Annotated in this window: 17 protein-coding genes and 1 pseudogene; 17 read left to right on the forward strand and 1 reads right to left on the reverse strand. The window is 50.4% G+C overall.

Features of this window, described 5'->3' with window-relative positions:
• Positions 1–94 precede the first annotated feature (94 nt).
• From CBE73_RS01550 to CBE73_RS01605, 13 genes and pseudogenes are all read left to right on the forward strand, one after another.
• On the forward strand, positions 95–970 hold the full coding sequence (locus tag CBE73_RS01550) for an SDR family oxidoreductase (RefSeq protein ID WP_094092694.1): 876 nt from the start codon (positions 95–97) through the stop codon (positions 968–970).
• 206 nt (positions 971–1,176) lie between these two features.
• Complete coding sequence (locus CBE73_RS01555; RefSeq protein ID WP_094092695.1) at positions 1,177–2,142, forward strand: D-2-hydroxyacid dehydrogenase family protein; 966 nt, start codon at positions 1,177–1,179, stop codon at positions 2,140–2,142.
• A 175-nt stretch (positions 2,143–2,317) separates the two neighbouring features.
• The gene (locus CBE73_RS01560; protein WP_094092696.1) at positions 2,318–2,803 is read left to right on the forward strand and encodes a DUF1572 family protein; all 486 of its coding nucleotides are present in this window, start codon (positions 2,318–2,320) and stop codon (positions 2,801–2,803) included.
• Between the two features lie 66 nt (positions 2,804–2,869).
• On the forward strand, positions 2,870–3,280 hold the full coding sequence (locus tag CBE73_RS01565) for a hypothetical protein (protein WP_094092697.1): 411 nt from the start codon (positions 2,870–2,872) through the stop codon (positions 3,278–3,280).
• Positions 3,281–3,335: 55 nt separating this feature from the next.
• Positions 3,336–4,052 carry an AAA family ATPase gene (locus CBE73_RS01570; protein ID WP_094092698.1) on the forward strand — a complete coding sequence of 239 codons (717 nt, stop codon included), beginning with the start codon at positions 3,336–3,338 and terminating at the stop codon, positions 4,050–4,052.
• 47 nt (positions 4,053–4,099) lie between these two features.
• On the forward strand, positions 4,100–4,558 hold the full coding sequence (locus CBE73_RS01575) for a GNAT family N-acetyltransferase (RefSeq protein WP_094092699.1): 459 nt from the start codon (positions 4,100–4,102) through the stop codon (positions 4,556–4,558).
• Between the two features lie 7 nt (positions 4,559–4,565).
• A complete protein-coding gene (locus tag CBE73_RS01580) occupies positions 4,566–4,952 on the forward strand; it encodes a hypothetical protein (RefSeq protein ID WP_157739347.1) in 387 nt (128 codons plus the stop codon).
• 18 nt (positions 4,953–4,970) lie between these two features.
• Positions 4,971–5,123 (forward strand): annotated as a pseudogene (locus tag CBE73_RS21815) (GNAT family N-acetyltransferase); the annotation flags it as partial.
• Between the two features lie 39 nt (positions 5,124–5,162).
• Positions 5,163–5,369, forward strand: a complete 207-nt coding sequence (locus CBE73_RS01585; RefSeq protein ID WP_094092701.1) for a hypothetical protein — start codon at positions 5,163–5,165, stop codon at positions 5,367–5,369.
• 132 nt (positions 5,370–5,501) lie between these two features.
• Positions 5,502–6,512 (forward strand): asparaginase, encoded by a 1,011-nt coding sequence (locus CBE73_RS01590; RefSeq protein ID WP_094092702.1) that lies wholly within the window; start codon positions 5,502–5,504, stop codon positions 6,510–6,512.
• Between the two features lie 29 nt (positions 6,513–6,541).
• Entirely contained in the window at positions 6,542–7,009 is a 468-nt protein-coding gene (locus tag CBE73_RS01595; RefSeq protein WP_094092703.1) for a DinB family protein, read from the forward strand.
• Positions 7,010–7,162: 153 nt separating this feature from the next.
• Complete coding sequence (glsA, locus tag CBE73_RS01600) at positions 7,163–8,110, forward strand: glutaminase A (RefSeq protein ID WP_094092704.1); 948 nt, start codon at positions 7,163–7,165, stop codon at positions 8,108–8,110.
• A 267-nt stretch (positions 8,111–8,377) separates the two neighbouring features.
• Positions 8,378–10,777 (forward strand): heavy metal translocating P-type ATPase, encoded by a 2,400-nt coding sequence (locus CBE73_RS01605; protein ID WP_094096072.1) that lies wholly within the window; start codon positions 8,378–8,380, stop codon positions 10,775–10,777.
• Between the two features lie 113 nt (positions 10,778–10,890).
• Here the strand turns inward: CBE73_RS01605 and CBE73_RS01610 are convergent, their stop codons facing one another.
• Positions 10,891–11,097, reverse strand: coding sequence for a DUF1657 domain-containing protein (locus CBE73_RS01610; RefSeq protein WP_094092705.1), 207 nt, complete (start codon positions 11,095–11,097; stop codon positions 10,891–10,893).
• Between the two features lie 197 nt (positions 11,098–11,294).
• Here CBE73_RS01610 and CBE73_RS01615 point away from each other — a divergent pair, with 197 nt between their 5' ends.
• The 4 genes from CBE73_RS01615 to CBE73_RS01630 all read left to right on the forward strand — a co-directional run bounded on the left by CBE73_RS01615 (position 11,295) and on the right by CBE73_RS01630 (position 14,617).
• On the forward strand, positions 11,295–12,155 hold the full coding sequence (locus CBE73_RS01615) for a DUF421 domain-containing protein (protein WP_094092706.1): 861 nt from the start codon (positions 11,295–11,297) through the stop codon (positions 12,153–12,155).
• Positions 12,156–12,166: 11 nt separating this feature from the next.
• Positions 12,167–12,637 carry a stage V sporulation protein AC gene (gene spoVAC / locus CBE73_RS01620; RefSeq protein WP_094092707.1) on the forward strand — a complete coding sequence of 157 codons (471 nt, stop codon included), beginning with the start codon at positions 12,167–12,169 and terminating at the stop codon, positions 12,635–12,637.
• A gap of 21 nt (positions 12,638–12,658) precedes the next feature.
• Positions 12,659–13,669: a stage V sporulation protein AD gene (spoVAD, locus tag CBE73_RS01625; RefSeq protein WP_094092708.1), complete on the forward strand. Its 1,011-nt coding sequence runs from the start codon at positions 12,659–12,661 to the stop codon at positions 13,667–13,669.
• Between the two features lie 183 nt (positions 13,670–13,852).
• A complete protein-coding gene (locus CBE73_RS01630; RefSeq protein ID WP_094092709.1) occupies positions 13,853–14,617 on the forward strand; it encodes a MerR family transcriptional regulator in 765 nt (254 codons plus the stop codon).
• The last annotated feature ends 405 nt before the right edge of the window (positions 14,618–15,022 follow it).

The raw sequence follows: 15,022 nt of genomic DNA on the forward strand, positions 1-15,022 counted from the left end.
GGAACAACGTCGAAAGACGTTTTTTCATAGATATGTTGTAATCGATATTGTTATAACAAGAATACTTACATCAATTATAAGGGAGGAATTGTAAATGAAATTATTAGTGACAGGTGCAACAGGAAAGCTGGGTAAGAAAGTAGTCGAAGCTTTGCTGCAAATTATCCCTGCAGAACAGCTGGCGGTTAGCGTCCGCAATCCGGAGAAGGCGGACAACCTCCGCGCACGCGGGGTGGAGGTTCGTCACGGTGATTTCGATCAGCCGGCAACTTTGGATCAAGCTTTCGCCGGAATTGACCGGCTGTTGATCATTTCAGCTGATGGAGACAATGATACGCGGATCCGCCAGCATACAAACGCGGTAGAAGCCGCTGCCCGGGCCAAAGTAGGTTTTATCGCTTACACCAGTCTGGGGAAAGCCAGCGAAAGCCAGTTGTTCCTGGCTCCGGTACACCGCGTTACGGAAGAAGTTATTCTGAAAACCGGCATTCCTTATTCCTTCTTGCGGAACAATTGGTATTTGGAGAATGAAACCTCCAGCATTCAAGGTGTATTGGCTGGGGCCCCATGGGTCACTTCGGCCGGTAATGGCCGGGTTGGCTGGGCGCTGCAGCAGGACTACGCTGAAGCGGCGGCGGCGGTATTGGCTGGCGAAGGCCATGAAAATACCATCTATGAGCTTTCCGGGAAACCGCTGACCCAGGAAGAGCTGGCTGCTTTGCTGAGCCGTGTAATCGGTAAAGAGGTCTCTGTTCAAAGCGTAAATGACGAGACTTATGCAGAGATCATGAAGGGGGCCGGCGTTCCTGAACCCGTCATTCCTTTCCTGCTTGCGATTCAAAAAGGCATTCGCGATGGAGAACTGGATATCGAAAGCAGCGATTTCGAGAAAGTGCTTGGCCATCCGGTGACGCCTACCCAGCAAGGTTTGAAGCAGATCGTCCAGCAAATCCAGGCTTCCGGCAACTGATTTCAGGCCTACAAAAGACTATGAGACCGGTCTCCTTGCAGGAGGCCGTTTTTTTATATGTGCCAAATTCCAAGTCCTGACCGCTGTGGATTTGGGTTCAATTTCAATTTGAGTGAAGAGAAGGGACTGCCCCGGTTACGGAGAATACAACAAGATAACCAACACATTCTACTTATAAATCCTACTAGTAAAGGAGCCGCTTGCCGATGAGCAACCGAATAAAATGTGCAGTTCTGGATGACTACCAGAAGGTAGCTGAACAAATGGCCGACTGGTCTTTGCTGACGGACCAGGTGGAGGTTACATTCTTTCAGCAGTATATAGAGGGCGAAGCCGAAGCTGCCCGGCTGCTGCAGGATTTTGAGATTATTATCATCATGCGTGAACGGACTTCCTTTCGGGCGTCTTTGCTTGCGTGTCTACCTAAACTGAAATTGTTGGTCACGACCGGAATGCGTAATGCGTCGGTTGATATGGCTGCAGCAGCTGCACAAGGCATCGTAGTATGCGGAACGGGCGGTTATTCGGAGCCGCCTACAGAGCTGGCCTGGGCGCTCATTTTAGGGTTGGCGCGTCACCTTGTACGGGAACATCAAGCTGTGCAAACCAACGGCCCATGGCAGCAGACGATAGGCAGAGATTTGTTTGGCAGTACACTGGGACTGATTGGACTTGGAAAAATCGGCAGCAGGATGGCGCTTATTGCCCAAGCCTTTGGCATGAAGGTCGTGGCCTGGAGTCAAAATCTAACGGCCGAGCAGGCCGAAGCATCAGGAGCCAGGCTGGCGGGCTCTTTGGAAGAACTGCTCCAGGAAAGCGATTTTGTCTCGATTCATCTGGTGCTCAGCGACAGAACGCGGGGGTTGATCGGTGCTTCCGAGCTGAAGCAGATGCGGCGTTCCGCCTATTTAATCAATACCTCAAGAGCCCCAATTGTTGATCAGAAAGCTCTGCTAAATGCGTTGGAACAAGGAGTTATCGCCGGTGCCGGGCTGGATGTATACGAGACGGAGCCGCTGCCGTTTGATGACGAGCTTCGGAAGCTGCCCAATGTACTGCTTGCCCCGCACCTGGGTTATGTGACTTACCGTAATTACGAGATTTATTATCGTGACGCCGTTGAAGATATAGCTGCATTTCTCGCAGGGCAGCCTGTCCGCCAGTTAGGATGAAAGCCCGCTGAATCTATGATAAAATTTTCAGAAAAAGCAGGGGCTGGCAAAAAGAGGGAGAATAGAAAAGAGTACGAAAAGAGTACGAAAAGAGTACGAAAAGAGGAAGAAAAGAGCTTAGCGAAAGCTACCTGATGCAGATCCTAAATTAAAATTTTGTTGGAGGGTGAAGTCTATGTTCGATCTTCAAAGTTTGCTGTTAACGCGGTTTCAGGATATTCACAAGAGAATGCTGCTTGCGCTTGATCAGCTTGATGATGAGCAGGTTAACTGGCGTCCCAATGCATCCAGCAATAGCATTGCCAATCTGATTATTCATATTAGCGGGAATATCAAAGAACGTATCGGTGACGGCATGAACCACATTCCGTTTACTAGAGACCGTGATGCTGAGTTCGAAGAATTGTCCCGGACAAAATCGGAGCTGGTTGCTATAATCAATGAGATTTTTACCGAACTGGACGGTACGCTAAATACGATGGATGAAGAACGTTTTAAGCTAACTCAAGAAGTCCGGGGCCAGCAGCGCAGTCATCTGGAAACCTTCATTCAAACGGCAACCCACTTGGCCGAGCATTTGGGTCAAATCCTGTACATCGCCAAAATGTTGAAAGATGAACAATATATTTCAACCTCGACTCCAAAGAAGATTAAATCCTGATGAGATGGTTAAGCAGGCTTGAGCCAGTTCGGCTAATTACGTCATTCGCGGAAAAGGGGTTGTAACATGTACCAGTTTAGGTCACTGCAGGATCGTGAGCTTGCCAGTTGGACCACGAAGCTTTTGGATTACCCTTTTGCCACGAGGGAGGACATCGCCGGGTTTCGGGGGAAGCTGATTCGCTTGTTTGGCAAGCCTGCTTTTCAATCCGTGAATTTGGGAGCCGCTTTTGAATATGTCATAGAAGCCAGGGATGAGGAAAGGAATGTTTGGATTCTTACCGCTTATGAAGGTCCGGCGGGCCCGGCGCTTGGAGGCAACCAGAGTAATGAAGGCATTCTTGCGGCTGCCAGGCAGCTGAATCAGGTTCTGGCGTTAACCTCTCCAGCGGATTATGAAGAGACCTTATGGGACGAAGAGACCGGAAATAAATTCATCTACGGGTGCAAACAGGGGATATGTTATTTCCGGAGATGAAGGATGAACAGTGAGAAGAAACCTGGTTAACCAAGCAGGAGAAAGGTAAATCGCCATGTATCTGAAAGAGCTGACCAAGCTGAAGGACAAAATAGAAGCACCGGATCAATACCCGTTTAACATTCCTTCGATCCGCAGCCTGGACAAATTGGTTTTCCGGAATAAGGTGACTTTTTTTGTTGGAGAGAATGGCTCCGGCAAATCTACGCTTCTGGAAGCGATAGCCTATCAATGCGGGTTTAATACGGCAGGCGGCAGCAGGAACAACACCTATGATCTGGCCGCCTCGGAAGCGAGGCTTGGCGATTATATCCGCCTGTCTTGGATGCCGAAGGTGACCGCGGGATTTTTCCTGAGGGCAGAATCTTATTATCAATTTGCCAATCATATCGATGAAATCGCGCGTGAGTGTCCAGATGTTTATCAAGCCTACGGCGGGAAATCGCTGCATGAACAGTCCCATGGCGAGTCTTTTTTTGCCTTGTTCAAGAACCGTTTTGGACGCCGGGGTATTTATTTGCTGGACGAGCCGGAGGCGGCCTTGTCTCCAAACCGGCAGTTGGCTTTCTTAAGTCTGATTCATGAGCTTCAGAAAAATGCCCAGCTGATCATCGCGACTCATTCGCCGATCCTGCTCGGATACCCGGAGGCCGACATTTATGCCTTTGGCTCCGGGATCAAGCCGATACGATATGAAGAAACCGAACATTACCAGGTCACCAGGCGCTTCCTGGAGAACCGGAACATGTACCTGAAGGAGCTGCTGGATTAAGGGGCCGCTCTTACACTGGACTGGAGGATCAAAGGGGAGGATCATGAATGGAGCTTACAATCAGACTGAAACGACAGGATGAGCCGCCTCCTTATTCTCTGCTGCTGTCCGCGGATTCCTCTCAACTCTTGGTTGACCGCTATCTCAGCAAAGGCGATTGTTATCTGGCCTGGCTGGGCGAGGAGCTGGCCGGAGAATTTGTCTTGCTTCGAACAGGGCCGGACACCTGCGAGATCATGAATTTGGCGGTTAAAGAATCCTTTCAGGGACAAGGCATTGCCAAGGAAATGATGGCATTCGCCTGTGAGAAGGCACGCGAACAGGGCTGTTCAAGCCTTGAGATCGGCACAGGCAATTCAAGTCTGAATCAGCTAGCGCTCTACCAGAAATGCGGATTCAGAATCGAAGGGGTAGAGCGGGATTTTTTTATTAAACATTATGAAGAAGCCATCTATGAGAACGGGATCCAGTGCCGGGACCTGCTGAGATTAAGGCTGGAATTGTAGGTGCCGTATGACAAGAAGAAGGACGATGGCGGCGACTTTGGTTACCTTAGCAGCTGTAACCTTAAGCTTATACGGAATCGTTCATACGGACAGCCACGTGATCAATACGTCTATGTGCTCGAATACCATTTTGGACACGGAGGATCAGCCGAATGGTTCTTATGAGCTGGTTTATTTTAAACGGGATTGCGGCCCGGATGAGGGTGCCAATTACCAGGTTTCTATTCTGCGGAACGGGGCGAAGCTGGGAAATGAACCGGGGAACCTGTTTATATCGGACAACAAGTTCGGCGCCAATTGGCTTGATTCTTCTACCGTAACTTTAACAGGCCATCCGGACGACAAGTATAAACGGAAGAAGAGTTATAAAGGCATACATATAATGTATCCGTAGAGAGAAATGAGAGGATGCAATTCAAGGAGCAGTGCTGTTCCGGAAAGATTAGGTTTTGTGCAAGAGGGCACCGTGCGTCAGACCGAGTGGCTATATGATCATTTTGTGGATCACGTCGTTTATGGCATGCTGAAAGAAGATTGGCTCTGCTTGAAGAGCAGGCTGGAGTAGAAGGGTAGGCGGCTGCCTGCGGAAAAAGAGGAATAGCAAATGTCGATTCTTATTTTAATATTTTTGGTTCCTATGATGCTTGGCCTGTATTTCGTTACTCTCGCGATTTGGGAGCTTCGCGTGGGAACGGACCGCCCAAGGTTTATCCGGTTGATGTTCGGCGGTTTGGTGCTTATTTTTATCGTTCCCCTCGTACTGGGAGGAAGCGGTCTTGGACTTTTGCAAATTTTGACACGCAGCAATTAATTAGGCATTAATTAGGCTATGATAAACGCCATTTTGGACAATCCTAAGAACAAATATTTAGCGACCAGACCAGCAGCTTTGAAGGGCTCATTCCTGACATCATAAACCAGACCGAATAAGGAGAATGAAGAAATGACGAATGCCATAGGTGTTTATCGCGGGGATTATTTGGAGAGCACGCATGAAGTCCATATAGCAGTTGTGGATCAAACGGGAAAATTGTTATATGCCTACGGTGACCCGTATCGTCCGACGTTCCCTCGTTCTTCGATGAAGCCTTTTCAAGCCGTTCCTATTCTTGAAACAGGCACCGCCGCGGCTTTCGATTTCTCCTTGTCCGATTTGGCCTTGAGCTGTTCTTCGCACAGCGGGGAACCCGTTCACCGCTCGGCCGTTCTGGATATTTTGCGGAGGGCTAAGCTGAAGGAAGAGGCGCTGCAGTGCGGCACGCATGTGCCGAGAGATAAGGAAAGCTACGTGGAGCTGATCCGGGAGGGCAGGGAGCTGACTCCTGTATACAGCAACTGCTCGGGGAAACATGCGGGAATGCTCTCTACCGCTGTACATATGAAGGAGGATATTGATACTTACCGTGAAGCGCAGCATCCGGTTCAGCAGCGCATTCTGGAGGTTCTCTCCGATGTCTGCAGCTTCCCGGTATCGGAGATTGCTTTCAGTGTCGACGGCTGCGGTGTACCGGTGCACCGGATTCCTCTATTTCGTGCAGCGTTTGGATATGCGCGTCTGGCAAGTCCGGATGCCATTGCTGATCCCCAGAGAGCCGGGGCTTTGCGAACGATTTGTCAAGCGATGACTCGGCATCCGGAGATGGTAGCGGGTAAAAATCGCTTCGATACGGATGTCATGCGCGCCTTCCAAGGAGGAGTGGTTTCCAAGACAGGTGCCGAGGGTGTACAATGTCTGGGAATCGTGAATTCCGGTATCGGAATTGCGGTGAAGACGGAGGATGGAACGGCTCGGGCTGCCAGCGTTGCCGCGATGGAGGTACTCAAACAGCTGGGTATTGGGGATGAGGGCATTTACCAGCAGCTTGAAACCTACATCCATACGCCGGTAACAAACGCCCATAAGGAGCAAATCGGCGTAATCAAGGCTGATTTTACACTAGATCGAATTCATTAATTTAAAAGCTTGGAGGTCAACGAGAATTTATGTCGGATCCATTTATTTTTAACTTAATAGGTACTGCCCGCCAGAACATCGTCAAATTGCTGGACAACGTAGCTGTAGAGCAGCGTACGGTAATTCCGGAAGGTTTTAACAATAATCTTCACTGGCAGATCGGCCATATTGTGACCGTAGCCGAACGCTTGGCTTACAGCCTCAGAGGAGAACCTTCCGAGCTGCCGGGGGAATATATGCAGTTCTTTAATACAGGAACCAGACCTGCGGACTGGAACGGTGAGCCGCCGGCGTGGGAAGATATATTAGCTGTTATGGAGAGTCAACTGGCCCGGATCAGGGAAGTCTTTGAGGATCGGTTGGATGAAGCGCTCGCCCATCAGAACAACTTTGCTAATGCCAGAACGTTTCGCAATCTCCTGGAGCTGAATGTGGCGCATGAAAATTCTCATGTCGGCATGATTAATGCCATGATTAGGGTCTTGAAAAGGCCATAAAATGTTCTTCTGCCGCAGCTAACTGTGTGGAATGTTATTTAGCCCCGATGAGCCCATCGGGGCTATTGCTGCCTAGTTTAGGTAATCCTCCAAATACGGACGGGAAATAATCTAATTATTAGGAACGATTTCGAGAAGGGGGACAAATGAGGGATGAACAACGTGATGAAGGAAATGGACAGACTGGACAACCTGCTGCCGCAATGGGTTGAGAAAAGCCGCCCGGAAAGCGCCCATGGCCGGGTTGCCACCTATATCCCGGAACTTTCAAAAGCGGAGTGGGATTTGCTTGGGATCAGCGTGCTAAATGCAGACGGGCGATATTCAGAAGCGGGCGATACGGCATTTTCTTTTACACTGCAGAGTATTTCCAAGGTATTTACGCTGATTCTTGCTCTTATGGATCATGGAGAGGAAGCGGTGTTCTCCAAGGTCGGCAAAGAGCCGACAGGCGATAATTTTAATTCCATGATGAAGCTTGAGCTGATCCAGCCGGCAATCCCTTTTAATCCGCTGATTAATGCCGGCGCCATCGTTATTTCTTCCCTTATCAAGGGTAATTCTGTGGAGCAGAAGTCTGAGCGGATTTTGCAGTTCTTCCGGGAGCTGGCCGGAAATGACCGGCTGGTCATCGATCATAAGGTTTACCGTTCTGAACGTGAAACGGGACATTTGAATCGTTCCATGGCTTATTTTCTGCTGGATAAAGGCATACTGGAAGGAAATGTGGAGGACGTGCTGGACGTGTATTTCCGTCATTGCTCTATTCAGGTCGAGACCGCTGATTTGGCGAGGATGGCTTTGGTGTTAGCGTATAACGGCCTTGATCCGCTTACCGGCAAGCAGCTGATTCCACGGCGTTTTGTACAAATAGCCAAAACCTTTATGATTACCTGCGGGATGTACAATGGATCGGGCGAATTTGCAATCGGTGCAGGAATGCCGGCGAAAAGCGGTGTTTCCGGAGGTATTTTAACTTTTGTCCCTGGACGCCTTGGGATCGGAGTGGTCGGCCCTTCCTTGAATGCAAAGGGGAACAGTATTGCGGGCGTACATTTGATCGAGCGGCTTTCGCGTGAGTTTGATTGGAGTATGTTCTAAAAGTAAAAAAACGAGGATAAAAGGTTTGACATAAATACGGTGGGGGGGTATATTGAAGTCGAGAGGAAGAGGAAAGGCAGGTCCTGAATGATGGATGAAGAAGCAGGAACAGAAACCACCCCCCAAGAATCACTCCGTGAAGAAAAGGTCAGTCCAGATAACGTTTCTCATGAAAAAGTCATACATGAAAACGTCACGCATGATAACATCAATCGCGACCCTTCGGCACAGACCGCTAATAAGGCAGCTGAGTTTAAGAAGGTGACGATGCAGATTACAGGCATGACCTGCGCGGCTTGTGCAGCCCGGATAGAGAAAGGCTTAGGCAAGATGGGTGGCGTCAAAGAAGTCAATGTCAACTTTGCGATGGAGCGGGCTAGCGTCACTTATGATCCCGCTGAAATAAAGGTGCCGCAGCTGGAAGAGAAGGTAGAGAAGCTGGGCTACGGCACAGCTAAAGAAACCGCCGATTTGCAGCTCATCGGCATGTACTGTGCAGCCTGTGCAAACCGAATTGAGAAAACAATCAGCAAGCTGCCCGGCGTAACCAGCTCAAACGTCAATTATGCGCTGGAGACGGCGCGAGTCGAGTTTAACCCGGCCGAGGTTACGATCGCTGATATTCAGCAGCGGGTTGAGAAGCTTGGTTATCAGGCTATTCCGAAACAAGAGCCCGGCAAAGAGGCGGAACACCGGGAACGGGCAATTGCCAGGCAGAAGCTGAAGCTGGGACTTTCGATTCTATTATCCCTGCCGCTCTTATGGGGAATGGTCAGTCATTTTGCTTTCCTGTCGTGGATCTGGATGCCGGATGTGCTGATGAATCCATGGGTCCAGCTGGCCTTTGCAACTCCGGTTCAATTTGTCGTCGGCGCTCAATTCTATGTTGGGGCGTATAAAGCGCTCCGGAACGGAAGCGCAAATATGGATGTGCTTGTAGCTTTAGGCACCTCGGCCGCTTATTTCTACAGCTTATATCTGACGCTGGACTGGGCGGCAGGGGCCAACGACGGCATGCATCATACCCCCTCCCTGTATTTTGAAACTAGTGCGGTGCTGATCACTCTTGTCCTATTAGGTAAGCTGCTGGAAGCACTCGCCAAGGGAAGATCCTCGGAGGCGATCAAAACACTGATGGGGCTGCGGGCCAAGACGGCAATCGTTATCCGGGACGGAGAAGAGCTTAGTGTTCCGGTAGAGCAAGTCATCAAAGGGGACTTGGTGGTTGTCCGGCCTGGAGATAAAATCCCGGTAGACGGCGAGGTAGTGGAGGGCGCTTCGGCCGTGGACGAATCCATGTTGACCGGAGAAAGCCTGCCCGTGGATAAACGCCCCGGCGATCCCGTGATTGGGGCTACAGTAAACAAAAACGGATCACTGAAAATCCGCGCTTCAAAAGTAGGGCAGGAGACGGCTTTATCACAAATTATCCGGATCGTCGAGGAAGCGCAGGGATCTAAGGCGCCGATCCAGCGGATTGCGGACGTAATCTCCGGCATTTTTGTACCAATTGTTGTCGGCATTGCCATTCTTACTTTTCTGGTTTGGTATTTCCTGGTCGCTCCAGGTGACTTTGCCCATGCGCTTGAAATTGGAATTGCTGTGCTGGTCATCGCTTGTCCTTGCGCTTTAGGGCTGGCAACGCCAACCTCGATCATGGCAGGTTCCGGTCGGGCCGCTGAGTTCGGGGTCCTGTTTAAAGGGGGCGAATACCTGGAATTGACGCAAAATATTGATACGGTCGTATTGGACAAAACGGGAACGGTAACCCAAGGTAAACCCTCATTGACAGACGTGGAGCCTTTCAATGTTAACGAACAGCAATTTCTGGGGTGGATGGCAGCAGCCGAAAGAAACTCCGAACACCCGCTTGCAGAGGCCATCGTAGCCGGAGCGAAGGAGCGGGGCATCAGCTTGGGGCAGTCTGATGCGTTTGAGGCCCTTCCAGGCTATGGCATTGAAGCGGAAGCTGGAGGCAGAAAGCTGGCGATTGGCACTCGTAAGCTGATGCACAAACACGGCATTCTAATCAGCGATAACGTCTATAAGCGGATGACGGAGCTTGAGCAAGCCGGGAAGACGGTGATGCTGGCTGCGGCAGACGGACAATATGCCGGTCTGGTCGCCGTAGCCGATACGATTAAACCTACCTCGGCCAGTGCTGTCGCCGGTTTAAAAGCGCTCGGCATCGAAACGATTATGGTGACGGGCGACAATGAGCGGACAGCCAAAGCTATTGCCGCTGGGGCAGGCATTGACCGGGTATTTGCCGAAGTGCTGCCTGAAGGAAAGGCCGTGATCATCCGCAGACTGCAGCAGGAAGGCCGGAAAGTCGCCATGGTTGGCGACGGCATCAACGATGCTCCGGCACTGGCGGTGGCCGACATCGGCATGGCGATCGGCACGGGAACAGATGTGGCGATCGAAGCTGCCGACATTACGCTGATGCATGGTGATCTGAATCATATTTTGGCGGCGATATCTGTCAGCCGGAAGACGATGCGCAATATCCGCCAGAACCTGTTCTGGGCGCTCGGCTACAATGCCATCGGCATTCCGATTGCTGCGTTCGGTCTCCTCGCTCCATGGGTCGCCGGAGCGGCAATGGCGCTCAGTTCGGTTTCGGTTGTAGCCAATTCACTCCGCTTGCAGCGGATGAAAGGATAAGCGAAGCAGCAAAGCCTGAGATTATATACCACAAGAAAAATAAAGGTCCCGGCAGCAAGTTTGTTTCTTGCCCGGGACCCTTGTTTTGTGTACGTATGCCTCAAATGAATTCCTTAGAACCCTTTATATTGCGGCTCTTCGTTCTCCAACTGCTGTACACGGCTAGAAACTTGATCAATGATCGTTTGAGTCTGCTGAGCAGCATTTGTGAACAGATCTTTTGCTTGTTGGTTTTGCGTGCTCAAAGCAAATGTTTCAAGACTCGCTTGGGCGCTTTTCAGCGAAGCAACGCAGGTTTTAACTTGGGAAGCAACGGTCATGGTTTTTCACCTCCAACTGACATGGAATTAAGCAACGTTTTATAATTTGTCGATTCGGCCAATTGAATATACATATAGCGATAAAGATGGGAATAAATAACACATGGGAGTGACGGCGTTTACATCTGCATAATTATTTGTTTTCAGGCAATAATTCCATTGATCTTTGTTCACTGGAGAAGAAAGGGGTTCTTGGCATGCCGCAATGGCTGGAGATCATTGTCCGGACTTTGGTTACGGTCGTCTTCTTGTTCCTGCTCACAAGGTTGCTGGGTAAAAGGCAGATCTCACAATTATCGTTCTTCGAATACATTACGGGGATTACGATCGGGGATATCGCTTCCGCCATCTCGCTCAATCTGCATGAGAAATGGTATTTGGCAGCAATCTCCCTGACGGTCTGGGTGCTGGTTTCGCTGGGCATCGAATTCATCCAAATGAAGAGTCAGCGGGTCAGGGGATGGCTGGACGGCAGCGGTACCGTGCTGATCAAAGACGGTAAGGTGCTGGAAGACAACTTGAAGAAAGAGCGGCTGACCAATGAAGAGCTTCTTGAACAGCTGCGCAAGAAAAGCGTCTTTCGAGCAGCTGAAGTTCAGTTTGCGGTTATGGAGCCCAATGGCGAAATTAATGTCCTGCTGAAGAAAGAATACCAGCCGCTCACGCCTTCGGATCTCGGAGTTAAGGTGGCTCCTGAGAGCGAACCTCAGACCGTCATCCTGGATGGAAAAGTCATGGAGGAGCCGCTTGCTACGGCAGGGTTCAACCCTAGATGGCTGAACACCGAGCTTGAGAAGCTGGGGGTATCTATAGACAATGTGTTTATCGGTCAGGTAGACAGCTATGGACAGCTGTATGTAGATACATTCGATGACAAGCTGAAGGTGCCGGAGCCGCAGGAGAAACCTGCACTGCTGGCTACGCTCAAGAAATGCGAAGCCGACCTTGAAATGTTTGCTTTATCGACGAATAACAAGGACAGCAAATCCTTGTATGAGCAATGTTCCAAAGAGATGCAGAAGGTCATTGAAGACATTCGGCCGCTGCTGATCAGTTAGGAGGAATTCCTATGGCGGATAAGAAAAAGAAAAAGCTGACGCCCGTTCAGCAGGAGTACCAGACGCTGGCCAGCCATATAGAGCCCAAACGTCCGGTAGCAGTCAACTGCCTGAGGGCCTTTTTATCCGGAGGATTAATTTGTGTTATCGGACAGGCCATTGAAGAGATGTTTGTCCACTGGGGAGGTTTTGACCATAAAACCGCCGGCGGTCCTACCGTTGCTGTGCTGATTCTCATTTCGGTCATCCTGACGAGCTGCGGCGTTTACGACAAGATTGCCCAATGGGCCGGAGCGGGAACAGCTGTACCGGTAACCGGATTCGCCAATTCTATGTCCTCCAGCGCGATTGAGCATCGTGCGGAGGGGCTTGTGCTCGGCGTTGGAGCAAGCATGTTTCAGCTGGCAGGGTCCGTTATTGTATTCGGCGTCGCTGCAGCATTTATTATCGGCGTTATCCACGTCATTATTGATCTGTTGTAGGAGAAGGGAGGGGCTATCATCATGCTTAAAGGGCATCAAAGCTGGATCTTCGAGAATAAACCCGCTATTTTGGGAACAGCCACAATCGTAGGACCCTTTGAAGGTCAGGGACCGCTGGTAGAAGACTTCGATACTGTGCATGGGGATTTAACGCTCGGCCAAGACAGCTGGGAGAAAGCGGAGAAGACCCTGATCGAAGAGGCGGCCAATAAAGCTATCGAGAAAGCAGGGCTAACGAAGGAACAGGTGCATTTCTATTTCGGCGGCGATTTGATGAACCAGATCATTAGCAGCAGCTTTTCGGCCCGGACGCTCTCCATTCCTTATTTCGGGATGTTCGGCGCCTGCTCCACCTCTATGGAGACGTTAGCCATGAGCGCTTATGTCGTCAATTCCGGTGGGGCCGACTACGTGCTGGCTGCAACAGGCAGCCACAATGCCAGTGCCGAGAAACAATTCCGTTATCCTACGGAATATGGTTCCCAGAAACCGCCGACTGCGCAGTTTACCGTGACTGGTGCCGGGGCAGCCGTCATATCCAAAGAAGGCTACGGCCCTGTCGTTACTTCGGCTACTGTTGGCCGGGTCATTGATATGGGTATCACAGATCCGTTTAATATGGGAGCAGCCATGGCGCCTGCTGCTGTCGACACAATCGAAGCTCATTTTCGGGATCTGCAGATTGAACCGGGCCATTACGATATGATCGTGACCGGAGATTTGTCCAAGGTCGGTTATGCCATTGCGAACGAGCTGTTTGAGAAGCACCGCTTTCCCATTGAGCAGACGAACTACCAGGATTGCGGGATGATGATTTACGACTATGAAACCCAATCCGTTCAGGCAGGTGCCAGCGGCTGCGGGTGCTCTGCGGTAGTGACGTACGGTCATTTGCTTAAAAAAATGCATCGCGGCGAAATCAACCGCCTGCTGGTGGTCGCTACCGGCGCCTTATTGTCTCCTCTCTCCTTTCAACAGGGCGAAAGCATTCCCTGCATCGCTCATGCGGTATCTATTGAGGCTGGCAGATAAAAAGTTTCCCGGTTAAAAGGTTTTCCGGCTTCCCCGCATGGGGGAGCCGTTTTTTGTGTGCATTCGGAACTTTGTCTATACTCAGAATATGAAGCTGCGCCCCGGATCAAATTTTTCAAATCAATAGGGATTGACCTTTACGCAGCGTCAACGTATACGCTGGATTTGTCGGGAGGAGATCAGATGGACTATACGATTCGGCAGATCGCAAAGCTGGCGGGAATCAGTACCCGAACCTTGCGTTATTACGATGAGATTGGGCTGCTGAAGCCGGCGGGAATGACGGAAGCGGGGTACAGGCTTTATAAGCAGGCCGAGGTAGACCGGCTGCAGCAGATTTTATTTTACCGTGAGCTTGGCATAGGACTGGAGCGTATTCGCGAAATTCTGAATAAGACTTCTTTCGATGAGGTTCGGGCCTTGAAGCAGCATCGTGAGCAGCTTCTGGAGCAACGGCAGCGGCTCGATCTGCTGATCGCTAATGTGGAGAAGACGCTGGCCAATAAAGAAGGGAGCATGGAAATGACAGACCGTGAGAAATTTGAAGGGTTTAAGCGCAAAATGATCGACGACAACGAGCAAACTTATGGCCAAGAAATCCGTGAGAAGTATGGAGATCAGGCCGTAAACACCTCTAATGCCAAACTGCAGCAGATGAGTGAAGCAGAATGGAAGGATCTCAAGACGCTGGAACAAGAGTTGGCTTCCCGGCTGTCCGAGGCTTTCCAAACAGGGGACCCGGCAGGGGAGCTGGCGCAGCAGGCAGCGGAAATGCATAAGCAGTGGCTGATGCACTATTGGACATCCTACAGCAGCGAAGCTCATGCGGGACTTGCCGATCTGTATGTGGCTGATGAACGCTTCACCGCCTACTATGACCGGGACCAGCCGGGCACGGCTGCCTTCCTGAGAGAGGCGATTCATATTTTTACAGGTGTTCAGCATTAATGTGTTTCATTTCCCCGCCCCAAGGTTAATAAAGGACAAGTGGGAAGTGGCATCACATCAATTCACACGTAGGAAAGACATGATTATCGTGGATTCCGAAAGGTAGTTGATTGTCCATGAACACACGTTTGAGAAAAAATAACCGAAGGCTTCGGAGGTTATTCTTAGGCAAAGGGCCCTAGCGATTGGAGAAGGCTAAGGCTTAAATGTTCCAGTTAGTAAATAACCGCTTCCCACTATAAAAGACTCTGCGGCAGAAGCCGCAGGGTCTTTCCCTGTTTAGAGAGCCTCAGCAGCAGCGGCTGCCCACTTATTCTTACTGTGCCTACACTTACCAGGAAGGAATTTATCTTCTTCTCCCGAAATGTATCCATGAAACTAAATACGCGGTAATAGGCTGGCGAG

Origin of the sequence: Paenibacillus physcomitrellae, assembly GCF_002240225.1 — a bacterium.
Taxonomy (GTDB): domain Bacteria; phylum Bacillota; class Bacilli; order Paenibacillales; family Paenibacillaceae; genus Fontibacillus; species Fontibacillus physcomitrellae.

Excerpts from the sequence above, each read along its gene's own strand:
- CBE73_RS01550 (WP_094092694.1), top strand. The coding sequence starts at position 95 with ATGAAATTATTAGTGACAGGTGCAACAGGAAAGCTGGGTAAGAAAGTA.
- CBE73_RS01555 (WP_094092695.1), top strand. The coding sequence starts at position 1,177 with ATGAGCAACCGAATAAAATGTGCAGTTCTGGATGACTACCAGAAGGTA.
- CBE73_RS01560 (WP_094092696.1), top strand. The coding sequence starts at position 2,318 with ATGTTCGATCTTCAAAGTTTGCTGTTAACGCGGTTTCAGGATATTCAC.
- CBE73_RS01565 (WP_094092697.1), top strand. The coding sequence starts at position 2,870 with ATGTACCAGTTTAGGTCACTGCAGGATCGTGAGCTTGCCAGTTGGACC.
- CBE73_RS01570 (WP_094092698.1), top strand. The coding sequence starts at position 3,336 with ATGTATCTGAAAGAGCTGACCAAGCTGAAGGACAAAATAGAAGCACCG.
- CBE73_RS01575 (WP_094092699.1), top strand. The coding sequence starts at position 4,100 with ATGGAGCTTACAATCAGACTGAAACGACAGGATGAGCCGCCTCCTTAT.
- CBE73_RS01580 (WP_157739347.1), top strand. The coding sequence starts at position 4,566 with ATGACAAGAAGAAGGACGATGGCGGCGACTTTGGTTACCTTAGCAGCT.
- CBE73_RS01585 (WP_094092701.1), top strand. The coding sequence starts at position 5,163 with ATGTCGATTCTTATTTTAATATTTTTGGTTCCTATGATGCTTGGCCTG.
- CBE73_RS01590 (WP_094092702.1), top strand. The coding sequence starts at position 5,502 with ATGACGAATGCCATAGGTGTTTATCGCGGGGATTATTTGGAGAGCACG.
- CBE73_RS01595 (WP_094092703.1), top strand. The coding sequence starts at position 6,542 with ATGTCGGATCCATTTATTTTTAACTTAATAGGTACTGCCCGCCAGAAC.
- glsA (WP_094092704.1), top strand. The coding sequence starts at position 7,163 with ATGAACAACGTGATGAAGGAAATGGACAGACTGGACAACCTGCTGCCG.
- CBE73_RS01605 (WP_094096072.1), top strand. The coding sequence starts at position 8,378 with ATGCAGATTACAGGCATGACCTGCGCGGCTTGTGCAGCCCGGATAGAG.
- CBE73_RS01610 (WP_094092705.1), bottom strand. The coding sequence starts at position 11,097 with ATGACCGTTGCTTCCCAAGTTAAAACCTGCGTTGCTTCGCTGAAAAGC.
- CBE73_RS01615 (WP_094092706.1), top strand. The coding sequence starts at position 11,295 with ATGCCGCAATGGCTGGAGATCATTGTCCGGACTTTGGTTACGGTCGTC.
- spoVAC (WP_094092707.1), top strand. The coding sequence starts at position 12,167 with ATGGCGGATAAGAAAAAGAAAAAGCTGACGCCCGTTCAGCAGGAGTAC.
- spoVAD (WP_094092708.1), top strand. The coding sequence starts at position 12,659 with ATGCTTAAAGGGCATCAAAGCTGGATCTTCGAGAATAAACCCGCTATT.
- CBE73_RS01630 (WP_094092709.1), top strand. The coding sequence starts at position 13,853 with ATGGACTATACGATTCGGCAGATCGCAAAGCTGGCGGGAATCAGTACC.